General features: G+C 63.2%; 9 protein-coding genes. 7 read left to right on the plus strand and 2 right to left on the minus strand.

The features are described from left to right. Positions 1-74: 74 nt before the first annotated feature. The 3 genes from PBT88_RS10715 (at position 75) to PBT88_RS10725 (ending at position 3,529) form a co-directional block, all read left to right on the plus strand. On the plus strand, positions 75-1,466 hold the full coding sequence (locus tag PBT88_RS10715) for an NAD-dependent succinate-semialdehyde dehydrogenase (RefSeq protein ID WP_270075340.1): 1,392 nt from the start codon (positions 75-77) through the stop codon (positions 1,464-1,466). Between the two features lie 22 nt (positions 1,467-1,488). Further along, positions 1,489-2,565: an alcohol dehydrogenase AdhP gene (gene adhP / locus PBT88_RS10720; protein WP_270075341.1), complete on the plus strand. Its 1,077-nt coding sequence runs from the start codon at positions 1,489-1,491 to the stop codon at positions 2,563-2,565. A gap of 436 nt (positions 2,566-3,001) precedes the next feature. Next, on the plus strand, positions 3,002-3,529 hold the full coding sequence (locus PBT88_RS10725; protein WP_270075342.1) for a Dps family protein: 528 nt from the start codon (positions 3,002-3,004) through the stop codon (positions 3,527-3,529). 247 nt (positions 3,530-3,776) lie between these two features. Here PBT88_RS10725 and PBT88_RS10730 read toward each other — a convergent pair whose 3' ends face one another. After that, positions 3,777-4,001 carry a helix-turn-helix transcriptional regulator gene (locus tag PBT88_RS10730; RefSeq protein WP_270075343.1) on the minus strand — a complete coding sequence of 75 codons (225 nt, stop codon included), beginning with the start codon at positions 3,999-4,001 and terminating at the stop codon, positions 3,777-3,779. A gap of 286 nt (positions 4,002-4,287) precedes the next feature. Beyond that, positions 4,288-5,820, minus strand: coding sequence for an FAD-dependent monooxygenase (locus PBT88_RS10735; protein ID WP_270075344.1), 1,533 nt, complete (start codon positions 5,818-5,820; stop codon positions 4,288-4,290). Between the two features lie 563 nt (positions 5,821-6,383). On the opposite strand from PBT88_RS10735, the gene PBT88_RS10740 reads away from it, so the two are divergent. The 4 genes from PBT88_RS10740 (at position 6,384) to PBT88_RS10755 (ending at position 12,093) form a co-directional block, all read left to right on the plus strand. Beyond that, positions 6,384-7,148: a response regulator transcription factor gene (locus PBT88_RS10740; RefSeq protein ID WP_270075345.1), complete on the plus strand. Its 765-nt coding sequence runs from the start codon at positions 6,384-6,386 to the stop codon at positions 7,146-7,148. Continuing rightward, positions 7,145-8,581: a sensor histidine kinase gene (locus tag PBT88_RS10745; RefSeq protein WP_270075346.1), complete on the plus strand. Its 1,437-nt coding sequence runs from the start codon at positions 7,145-7,147 to the stop codon at positions 8,579-8,581. The genes PBT88_RS10740 and PBT88_RS10745 overlap by 4 nt, the downstream gene beginning before the upstream one ends. A gap of 69 nt (positions 8,582-8,650) precedes the next feature. After that, a complete protein-coding gene (locus tag PBT88_RS10750; protein WP_270075347.1) occupies positions 8,651-10,882 on the plus strand; it encodes a TonB-dependent receptor in 2,232 nt (743 codons plus the stop codon). Then, on the plus strand, positions 10,882-12,093 hold the full coding sequence (locus PBT88_RS10755) for a histidine-type phosphatase (RefSeq protein WP_270075348.1): 1,212 nt from the start codon (positions 10,882-10,884) through the stop codon (positions 12,091-12,093). The genes PBT88_RS10750 and PBT88_RS10755 overlap by 1 nt, the downstream gene beginning before the upstream one ends. The last annotated feature ends 172 nt before the right edge of the window (positions 12,094-12,265 follow it).

Raw genomic sequence — 12,265 nt, forward strand, 5'->3', positions numbered from 1 at the left:
TGCCGGCCGTAAGCCGGCCGTAAGCCGGCCGATGCCGGACCACATTTGGGCTAGTCCAGGAGGAGGATGACATCATGATCTTCGCGAGTACCAACCCCTATACCGGCGAGGTCGTGAAGACATTCCCGGTTGCCACCGACGAGGACATCACATCGGCGGTCAGCAGGGCCGATGCGACTTTTCAGGCGTGGCGCGGGACCAGCTTCGTCGAGCGCGCCAGGGTGATGCAGGCGGCCGCCGACATTCTGCGCCGCGACATCGATAGCTATGCGCCTATCCTGACCCTTGAGATGGGCAAGCTCATCGCGGAGGCGAAGGCGGAGGTCGAACTGTCGGCCGCGATCTTCGAATATTATGCGAAGAACGCCGAGACCCTGCTCAGGCCGGAAAAGCTTCCGGTCGCCACGCCGGCGGAGGGCGAGGCGATCCTCGTTTGCGAACCGCTGGGCGTGCTGCTCGCGATCGAGCCGTGGAATTTCCCTTATTACCAGATCGCCCGCATCATTGCCCCGCAGCTGTCGGCCGGCAACACGATGCTGCTCAAGCACGCCGCGAACGTACCCCAGAGCGCGCAGGCGTTCGAGAAGCTCATGGCGGAGGCGGGGTTGCCCGACGGAGCCTTCATCAATCTGTTCGCGGACCATGAGAAGGTCGAATTGATCCTGAGCGATCGTCGCGTCCACGGCGTAGCGCTCACGGGATCCGAAGCTGCCGGCGCCGCTGTCGCCGCGACCGCGGGCAAGGCGCTCAAGAAATCGACCATGGAACTGGGCGGATCGGATGCGTTCGTCGTGCTGAAAGACGCCGACCTCGAGAAGACCGTCAAATGGGCGGTGTTCGGCCGGCACTGGAATGGCGGTCAGGTCTGCGTCTCGTCGAAGCGGATGATCGTCGCCGACGAAATCTATGACGACTTCCTCAAGCGCTATACGGAGGGTGTCGCCGGGCTGCGGATGGGCGACCCGTTCGATCCGGACACGACGCTTGCCCCGCTCTCATCGCAGAAGGCGGCGGACGATATCAAGGCCATGGTGCGCAAGGCCGTCGAGCATGGCGCGACCGCGACCGAGGTGGGGTCGCAGGCACCGAACCAGGGGGCGTTCGTCCGGCCGACGATCCTGACCGATGTCGGTGAAGACAATCCCGCCCGTTACTGGGAGTTCTTCGGACCAGTTTCGATGATCTTCCGCGCCAGGGATGAAAATGACGCCGTGCGCATCGCCAATGACTCGCCTTATGGGCTCGGTGGCTCGGTGTTCACGTCCGACACGGCGCACGGCGTGGAGGTTGCGAGAAAAATCTCCACCGGCATGGTGTTCGTGAACCACCCAACAATGGTCAAGGCCGACCTGCCGTTCGGTGGCGTCCGCAATTCGGGCTACGGTCGCGAACTGCTCGGGCTCGGGATCAAGGAGTTCGTCAATCACAAGCTGATCAATGTGGTCGACATTGACGCCGCCTTCTGACGGCCAGCACAAGGATCCTATCATGCAGAAGACCATGAAGGCGGCCGTCGTCCGTGAGTTCGGCAAGCCGCTCGTCATCGAGGAGGTCGCGATCCGAATGCCCGGCCCCGGACAGATTCTCGTCAAGATCGCAGCAACCGGCGTATGTCATACCGATCTTCATGCGGTCGATGGCGACTGGCCCGTCAAGCCCAATCCGCCCTTCATTCCCGGGCATGAAGGCGTCGGCCACGTCGTCGCGGTCGGCTCCGGCGTCACCCATGTCAAGGAGGGCGATCGCGTCGGCGTGCCGTGGCTATACACCGCGTGCGGGCATTGCGTGCACTGCCTTGGCGGCTGGGAAACGCTCTGCGAAAGTCAGGAGAATACAGGCTATTCGGTGAACGGCAGCTTCGCCGAATATGTGATCGCCGACCCCAACTATGTCGGCCACATTCCCGATGGCGTCGGCTTCGTCGAGATTGCGCCGATCCTGTGCGCCGGCGTCACCGTCTACAAGGGGTTGAAGGTCACGGACACTAAGCCCGGCGACTGGGTCGCCATATCCGGCATCGGTGGCCTGGGTCATATGGCCGTGCAATATGCCAGGGCCATGGGCCGCAACGTCGTCGCGGTCGATATCGATGACGCCAAGCTGGCCCTGGCGCAGGAACTGGGCGCGACCCTGACGGTTAATGCGCTGCACAATGATCCGGCGGCGTTCATCAAGAAGGAAATCGGCGGCGCGCAGGGCGTGCTGGTCACTGCGGTATCACCCAAGGCTTTCCAGCAGGCGCTCGGCATGGTGCGGCGCGGCGGCACCGTCTCGCTCAATGGCCTGCCCCCCGGCGATTTCCCCCTGTCGATCTTCGACACGGTGTTGAACGGGATCACGGTGCGCGGCTCGATCGTTGGGACGCGGCTCGACCTCCAGGAATCGCTCGATTTCGCAGCGCATGGCAAGGTCAGGGCGACCGTGTCGACGGATACGCTCGACAACATCAACGACGTCTTTTCACGGATGCATCATGGCCAAATAGAAGGACGTATCGTGCTCGACTTCGAGCAGGAGGCTGCCGCGATCGGGATGGAAGCTGAGCGGGTCGCGTCCGTTGCATGACCGGCGAAATGCGCTTGGCCATCATGCTTCTAATGGGGTTCGTACCATCGTCAGAAAGATCCATGGATCGATGGTCGCTTAGGGTGGCGGACCGCGCGGCGCTCCCGTCAGCGCCGCGCGGCCCGTTTTTCCAAACGGGTGGGGAAATCTCAAAAGCGAAGTCAGAAGTCGGCACGTGGAGCTTCGCCCCGTTGATCGATTATCCCAGCCGCTCCCTCTGGAGAAGGGCGGCCCCACCAAATGTGCATCAGAGTGCAATTGAGCAATTGACGCTGATTGACAACTTCGTGTTCCACGAGCAGCACACATGTGCTGGTGCCAGCCGAACATTTAGCCTAACATCAGAGCTTCGAGTTCCACGCTCGATATTGATGAGGATTCCACATGGCTGAGAAGCCCACGAACGTCGCGCAACCGCAGTATAAGGTTGAGTATCGTGAAATCCAGCCGTTCGGAACCCCTCAAGAAGCTCCCGCTGGCGCTTGAGTACAATGCTCGCTCTCAGAGCGTCGCCATCCTCAATCAGATACTGGTTGATACGATGACTCTGCGCGACCTGTATAAGAAACACCACTGGCAGATGTCGGGAGCGACCTTCTACCAGCTCCACCTCTTGCTGGATAAACATTACGAGGAACAGGCCGCGCTCGTCGACATGATCGCGGAGCGCATTATGGCGCTGGGCGGCATCAGCATCGCGATGGCGCCGGATGTGGCAGAAGCCACGAATATTCCACGGCCGCCAAAAGGTCGCGAAGATGTCCCAAGCCAGCTCGCACGTTTGCTGGAAGCACACGAAATCATCCTGCGCCAAGCTCATGAGGGTGGCGATGCTGCGGACGAGGCTGGTGATGACGGCACCAATGATCTGCTCGTAAGCAACGTTATCCGTACCAACGAGCCGCAGGTCTGGTTTATCGCGGAGCATCTCGCCGAGACGGAGCTCGTTCGTTCCGATAAGTGACGGAGGCTTCATGCGGCGGCTCGGAATAGCCCTAGATCGATTCTGCCGGGACTGAGCTTGCCTGCGGCTCGTTCAAGGGCTCCAATGCTTGATCGCAAGTTGAGTATAGAGCGGGTCCCCGCAACCAAAAAAACGCATAACCCCCGGCTCACCACGGCCGGGGGTTTCGTGCGTCCGGACCCCAAGCAGCCATGACCGCGCAGGCCGCGGCGCGTCTTCTTCACCAGATCCTTAAGGAACAGCGCGTTCATCGTGCCCTCGCTTCTGTGTTGTCGTTGGCAGCCTCATAGAAATACGGATTGGCAAGCCACTCGCCGACCGCCGCTTCGCGCCAACCCACGCAGCGTGTGCTGATGGCGATTTGGCGTGGGAAGGTCCCGGCTTCCATCTTCCTGTAGACCGTCGATCGCGTGAGGCCGGTTCGATCGAGCACGGCGCGGATCCGGAGGATGTGATCAGGTGGCTCTGCCATCGGCACTCATGCTGTCGAGAGGGGTGACACTACAGGAATGGAAAAAAATCCAGACCGCAAGAGAGCCGAAATCTGGGCCGCGACAAGAGAGTACAGCTGCACACAGCAACGTATCAAAAGCGATGGAAATATTTTTTCTACGCCCGACGACCGGATTGGCGAGAGCCATTCCAAGCGGTTTGTTACGCCGTTGTTGTGGGCCGCCGGGGAAAAACTGCCGGACGCCAGTGCGCCTGGCCCGAACATTCCAGGTCCGCGAAGCCCGTCCTGATGGCCGAAGGTCCGCTTAAGCAGAGTTTTCCGGTGCGCCGAACCAGCGCCTCATGACCTCCTGAACCTCGGCGCAGGAGGGGGCCTCCTCGCACGCCCAGGCGATGATGCCATCCGGCCGTATGAGCGCTGCTTGAATCCCCATGCGCTCGTGGGGCGTGGTGCTGACATAAGCAATCCGGTCGACCCACTCGCCGGGCAACCACTGCAGCACCGATCCGGCGCTGAAATCCAGAAGCAGTCCGCGTCCGGCCCTCAGATGCTCATTGACCCTGCTACCATCGGCAAACTCGAAATCCGGCGCACTGCGACCGGCGAGTGGATGGCTTTCACCCAAATCGTAACGGAGCCCCACGCCCCAGACGCGCTCGGCAAAATAGGTCGCACCATCGCCCGTGGCGATCACATCCCGAACGATGGCCTCCAGCGCGCGGGAACTGGCGCTGGGACGCATGAGCGCCACCTGCGCCCGCGACCAGTCGAGGATTTGTGCACCTACTGGCTGCCGTTCGCTCGCATAGGTGTCGAGCAGTGCGTCAGGGGCATCGCCTCGGATCGTGGCGGCCAGTTTCCAGCCCAGATTCATCGCGTCGCCGAGGCCGAGGTTCAGCCCCTGACCGCCCAGCGGCGAATGCACGTGCGCAGCATCGCCCGCCAGAAGCACCCTGTTTCGTCGATACATCGTCGCCTGATAGGCTCGGTCGGTCCATGTGGTGGCGATCTCAAGGCTGATGATCGACACGTCGGCGCTGGAGACCTTGCGCAGCACAGCTTCGATATGATCGCGGGACGGTATGATACGGTGGGAGACGCCGCCGTCGAAATCGACCATCGCGATCGTGCCTGGAGCAGCGTAGTTATACATGCCCGCAGGTGTGTAATGGCGACCGGGCGTCAGCACGCTCGGATCGGCCAGTACGACCTGCGCCGAATAGCCGGTGAACTCCGGATTGGTGCCGGTGAACGCGACCCCCGCCGCCTTGCGAACGGCGCTGCGCCCGCCGTCGCAGCCAACGAGCCAACGGCCTGCAAACATCTCGCCACCGGCACGGACGATGACGCCTGCATCCGATTCTTCGAAAGTCTCGAAGCCGCAGCTGCGACGGATTGTGGCGCCCAGCCTGGTCGCGCGTCGAGCCAATACGGCCTCGATACTGGCCATGTCCGCGGCCATGCTGCCGACGGCCCCGGGCAGGCGGTACGGCCACTGCGCGGTATCTATTTGATCGCAAAAGAATGGGATGCCGGCAAAGTGGCCGCCGGGCGCGCATTTCTGCTGCATCCAATGAGCGTTCGCAGGCGTCTCTCGCCGGGGAGAGCGTTCCTGTATCTCGTCGAGCAGATCGCGGCGATCGAGACTTTCGATGGTCGGGACCGACAGCCCGCGCAGCCCGAATGGCAAGCTTTTCAGCGCCGTATTCGGATGCTCAGCCTGTTCAAGCATCAGCACCGAGACGCCGGCGAGCCGTAGCTCGCCGGCAAGAAATAGTCCGACTGGACCAGCGCCAGCGATGATGACGTCGTAGAATGCGGTGTCGAGCGTGGGCATATACGGTCCTTGGTCGCTGTCCGACCGGAGCGTTTCTCGAGACCGAGCACCACGCGGACGAACCGTGAGCTGCCCAGGTGAGCATCCCATGTCCGTCGCGGGGATCTTCTGCACGAGGCCAAAGACCAGAGCCTTCGTTACCGAAGGGACTTGGGCTTACCAAACCAAGTCTGCCTTTTCCGACCTGCGAGTCATAGCCGCCTGGCGGCTCGCTTACAATGTCTCCTATGCGGATGGGTGGCGATCGGCCGCCCGCGTTCGAGACCTGCGGGCGAGGCCTCGGCCTTTTCGGAGAGGCGCCCATTGCCGGTCATGGAAACGCCTTGGGATGCGTCCCAATTGGCGACCGTCAGCTGCCCGAGGAGCTGGGCCACCGCCGCTCACTCGGAATGACTTCGGCTGGGACATGGCAGCTACCGACGAGCCAGAGTTGAAAGGCGGGTTCGGGAATAAGTGCCATGGCTGTGATACGACCGCTGCACCCCGGGACGAGCCGAGGCAGTCGAAGATGTTGAGAACCGCGTCCGGCGCCGAGCGAATATGATCATTCGAAAACGACGGCTGTGCGCGTCCGTATCTGCAAACTGTCACAACCCGTCGGTATCGGCGATCGTTTTCCGACGACCGACCAGGGATCGCCGCCGTTGCAACTGCTGCTTGTTGAAGATGATCCGCTGATCGCACGGGACTTGGCGGAAAAGCTCGGCGTGCTGGGGCATCAATGCCGGCATTGTGTCACCGGGGCCGAAGCCAGCGGCGTCTTCACCCAAGGCATGTTTGACGCGATCATTCTCGACCGGATGCTGCCCGATATCACAGGAACCGGACTGCTCCAGCTTCTGCGTGCGCAGGGCCCGCTGCCACCGGTCTTGATGCTTTCGGCACTCGGCAGCGCCAACGACAAGGTCGAAGGGCTCAATGCCGGCGCAGACGACTATCTTGCCAAGCCCTATAATGTCGGCGAGCTCAATGCGCGCCTGGCCGCGCTCGTCCGCCGCGGACCCCATGTCCAGGGCGACGTGATCAGCCTCTCGATCGGCCAGCTTCGTCTTGATGGCGCCACACATAAGGTTCGCTTCGGGGCCGAGCACGGGCATCTCAACCGGATCGAATTTTCGCTGCTGCTGTTCCTCATGCGTCATGCCGATCGACTGGTGACGCGCGCCATGCTGTTCGAAGGCGTGTGGACCCATTCCTTTCAGCCCGCCCCCAATCTGGTCGACAGCAATATCTCGCGGCTGCGTCGACGCCTCCTCGACCTGGGGTGCGATCCGATCGCGACCCGACGCGGCGAAGGTTATGTGCTGCTGACGGACCAATGCCTGTGACCGGCCCGCTGACCGGCGAGCGGCGGGGCGGCGAGCCGCGCATCGGCCGGCTTTCGCTGCGGATCGGGGCGGCGGTGGCGCTGGGGATGGTGGTGGCGGCGCTGATCGTGCTCGGTCTGACCAGCCTGCAATTTTCTCGCGAACTCGACGCGTCGCTGTACAAGGAGATGGGCAAGCTGATGCCGCCAGGCGCGCCGCGGGATACCGCCTCGGTCGCCGCGCGCGTGATCAAGCGCGCCGCATCCCGCTCGACGTCGATGAAGATCGCCCTTTTGTACGATGCATCGGGGCGCCGCATACTCGGCCGGGTGGATCTGCCGCTTCAGCGCGACGGGCTGGTGACGCTCAGCTATCGCGACGGCGATTCGAAGCCCAAGGACGGCCGCGCCTATACGATCCGACTGCGCGACGGGGCGCATCTGAGCGTCCTTCATCACGACGAGATGAAGGAAGTGGTGCGCGACATGCTGCCCGCGCTGATATTGTGCCTGGCGCTATCGGGCGCGCTGATGGGGATCTTGGCCAGCCGCGCGATGGCACGGATGATCGGGGTGCGCCTGGCGCTTACCCGCGCCACTGCCGACGCGATTGCGGCCGGGGATCTGTCGAAACGCATCCCTGTCGATGACAAGGAAGGGATCTTCGCGGCGCAGGCCGAAAGCTTCAACAGCATGATCGCGCGCATGGAGGAGATGGTCGAGGGGCAGCGCCATTTCGCCAGCCATCTGGCCCACGACCTGCGGACACCGCTGACGCGCCTGCGTGCGCTCCTGACCCGCGACGCCGCCGACCCTGCCGACTTTGCTCTCATGCGGTTCGCCGCCGAACGCGAATGCACGGCCATCATCGCCACCTTCGAGGCGCTGTTGCGGCTTTCCGAGATCAAGGCCGGGCGGCATGATGCGCCGCGCGCGCCGCTGATGCTGGCCGAACTGCTTGAAGACGTCGCCAATACGATGGAGCCGATGCTGGCCGAGGCCGGTTACGGGCTCGTTATCGGTCCATTCGCGCAGGCGGCCGTGATCGGTGATCGCGATCTGCTCCTCCAGCTTTTCATGAACCTGCTCGAAAACGTCGCGCTGCACACCAGCCCCGGCACCCATGCCCGGATCAGCATGCGCCACGAGAACGGAGAGGCGATCGTCATGCTGGCCGATGACGGGCCGGGTTTGCCCGAGGCCGACCGCGCGCGCGTGCTGCGTCCGTTCGAGCGAGGACAGGACAAGGGCGGCTCGCGCGGCAGCGGCCTCGGGCTCGCGATCGCCCAGGCGATCATGCGCTTTCATGATGGCAGCATCCAGTTGCGCGACGGCGCTCCGGGGATGATCGTGGAGATGCGTTTTCCCGCCTCGGCCAAAGAAACCATGCCTGTGCCGACGCACCTTGCAGCTTTGTCAGGTTCGGTCGAGCGATCTGTCATACCGGCTGCGTAGGCGCCCTCCCAATCGATTGATGGAAGGGTTCTACCGATGCGCTGTCCGACACTATTATGTGCCACTTCATTGTTCGCTTTGGCCACGCCCGCGCTGGCGGCGACCAACGCGTCCGACACGACGCGGGCCGATGTCACGGCCACCCAGGACATCACGGTGATCGCGCACGCGCTGCCGCTGGCGCCATCGTCGACGCCGCTGGACGTGACCCAGCCGACATCGGTCATCCAGTCCGGTTTCATCGCCAACAATATCGCGCCGCTGGCCAGCATCGACGATATCATCAAGTTCCAGCCCAGCGTGTGGAGCGAGAACCCCAACGGCCCCGGCATCGGCAAGGCTGAAACCATGGCGATCCGCGGTTTTCAGGATGGGCAGTATAACGTCACCTTCGACGGAATCCCCTTCGGTGACTCCCAGGATCTCCACCACACCACCTCGTCGCTGTTCATCGCTCACGCGCTACAGCAGGCACAGATCGATCGCGGGCCCGGCTCTGCAAGCACGATCGGCAAGGCGACCTTCGGGGGCACGGTGGGCTTCCTGTCGAAGGATCCGCTCGAGCATTTCGATATCGATACCTATGGCACGGTCGGCAGCTACGACACGCTGTCGGGCGGCGGCCGGGTCGATACCGGCAACATCGGCGGTTTCCGCATGTATGTCGAAGGCCAGCATGAGAAGACCGACGGCTATCTCACCGGGTCCAACGAGCATCGCGACAATCTGATCGGCAAGGCGATCTACGAGATCAGCCCGACGACCAAATTGACCGCGATGGCCAGTTGGAATCGCGAATATCAAAACACCACCCAGGGCGCCACGCTCCAGCAATATGCCCAATATGGCGACAATTACGGCCTCTGCGACAACAAGGCCGCGATGTGCTATTATGGCTATCAGCCGAGCCGCTATTCCACCGACTTCGAATATCTGCGTCTTCAGACCAGCGTCGGCCCGGTGCAGATCGACAACCAGGTCTACCATAACGGCTTCACGCACAAATATACCGAGTCGAGCGACGCTTCGGATGACAATATCGCCGACAATGGTGTGACGTTCTACAGCCCGACCACGATCGGCAAGAAGGTCGCTACCTATTCGAGCGACATCAAGGGCAAATACACCAATGCCGTCGTCAGCAGCTGGGGCGACACGCTGCGCTTCCAGGCGTCGACCGCATGGGCCGATATCAAATGGGGCGTGTGGTTCGATTCGCAGCATGACAGCCGTTATTCGGAAACGGTCGACATCACCCAGAGCAGTACGCCCGTCACCGGCAAGACCGGGACCGCTTATTCCTATAATTATGCCGATCTGGGAACGACCTGGCAGCCCTATCTCGAAGTCGATTTCCACCCGGTCAGTGGCCTCACGATCAATCCCGGCATCAAATATACCAACTACAAGCGTGACCTGCACGCGACGCTCAACAAGAAGGGCCCCAACGGCTATACCAGCATCGATTACGACGCCTGGCAGCCCTCGATTGCCGCCAATTATCGCATCACCAATGGCTGGTCGGCCTATGCGCAGGTGGCGCGCGGCTTCCTGGCGCCGCCGATCGCCGTCTTCCAGGTGGACGATCCCACCGAACTCAAGCCCGAACTGACGTGGAACTACCAGATCGGCACGGTCGTCCACGGTCGCCGCTGGAGCCTTTCGGCCGACGCTTATTATATCGATTTCTCGAACTCCCTCTCGGCCCAGACGACCATCGTCGACGGCACCTCGGAGAGCAGCTACGTCAATGCCGGCGGCGCGATCTACAAGGGGCTCGAATTCGAGGGCCAATATGTGCTGGCCAAGGGCCTGTCCCTCTACGGCAATGCCACGCTCAACTCGGCCAAATATAAGGACACCGGTGCCAGGCTCGAGGAGGCGCCCAAATGGACCGCCGCGACGGGCATCATCTACGAGGACAAGCACGGGCCCTTCGGATCGCTGATCGGCAAGTGGGTCGGGCCCCGCTATGGCAATGACAACGGCAATGTCGCGATGGGCGCCGGCTATCTCGACGGCAATGTCGCCGTTGCCGCCGGCACGATCGATGATCCGACCAGCCGCATCGGCACCACCTTCTCCGCCGATCTCGCCTTCGGCTGGCACTTCGAGCATGTTGCCGGACTGCTTCATCAGCTGACCGCGTCGGTCAAGATCGGCAATCTGTTCAACAGCCATGCCGTCACCGATTATGCCGGCACCCAATCGGCCGTGCAGTCGGGGCAGCAGGCGGCCTACAACCTCTACTGGCGCCAGCCGGGCCGCAGCGTGTTCTTCAACATCGAGACGCACTTCTGATGCGGCGCTTCGTACAGCGTTCGGTCGGCATGGTGACGGCGCTGGCGGCGCTGTCGTTGCCGGCGTCGGCGGCGATCGCCACGCCGGCCGGGGCGGCGCCGGGCTGGACACTCGATCGCGTCGTCGTGGTGATGCGCCACGGCGTGCGTCCGCCCACCAAGGCGGAGGCGTTGCCCGAAGGCCTGGCCTCCGCCCCATGGCCGGCCTGGGATGTGGGCTGGGGCGAGCTGAGCCATCATGGGGAGCAGGCCGTCGCGCTGCTCGGCACGTTCGACCGCGCCAGCTATGGCGGGCTGCTCGGATCGGGATGCCCGGCGGTTCGCGCCGTGGCGGATAGCGATCAACGGACGGTCCGCACCGCCGAAGTCTATGTCGCGGCGTTGCTGCCCGGCTGTACGGTCAGCGTGGACCACAAGGCGACGGGAGAAACCGATCCGCGTTTTTCGTCGGCGGGGGAAACGTCCTCCTTGTCGAGCGACCAGGCCCTGGCTGCGGCGAACGCCGCTCTGCCGCGGGGCGGCACGGCGCAACTCGACCATGATCTCTCCCCGGATTGGACCAGCATCGACCGCATTCTCGGTTGCCGCGCACCCGCCTGCATCGCCGCGCATCCGACGTCGCTGTCGACGACCGGCGGCAAGGTGAAGCTCGGCGGCGCGCTGGCGCTGGGGGGCAGTTTCTCGGAGACGCTGGCGCTCGAATATGCCGACGCTCAGCCGATGACGGACGTCGGCTGGGGGCGCGTCACCCGTGACGAGATCACCCGGTTGCTGGCGCTGCATTCCTGGGAGTTTGCCGTGAAGGCCCGGCCGCCGCTGATCGCGCGGGCAGGGGCCGCCGCACTGCTTGACCAGGTGGCGACGGCCTTGTCCGCGCCAGACGCCCCCGTCTTCAGCGTGTTTGTCGGCCACGATACCAATATGGCGTTGATCGGCGGCGCGTTGGGACTGCACTGGCATGCCCCGCAATTTGCGGTCGATGATCCCCCACCCGGGGGCGCGCTGATCTTCGAGCGCTGGCGAAGCGCGTCGGGCCGATATCGGCTCGTGCTTCGGTTCCGTAGCCAGTCCTTGGAGGAGATGCGCACCCTGGCGCCGCTGACCCCCGAAGCGCTACAACCCGTCATCTTCGCGCCATGCGATGACGGCATCGGGTGCGACGCCCCTGGCCTGCGCCAAGCTCTCTCTTCTGTAGAAGCGTCGCGGCGGTAGCGGCAGGAAAGCGCGGGATGGCGCGATCGGCCCGCTACACCTGTGAACGCAAACCGGGGGCAGGGCGCCGATCGGGTTATGACGTGCGACCGGCCGGTCGACAAAGGATCGCGCGTTCGCGTGGACCCCTGACCCTCGCCGAGGGTACAGAAATATGATTGCCCCGGCTCCC

It is taken from the genome of Sphingomonas abietis (assembly GCF_027625475.1).
Lineage (GTDB): Bacteria > Pseudomonadota > Alphaproteobacteria > Sphingomonadales > Sphingomonadaceae > Solisphingomonas > Solisphingomonas abietis.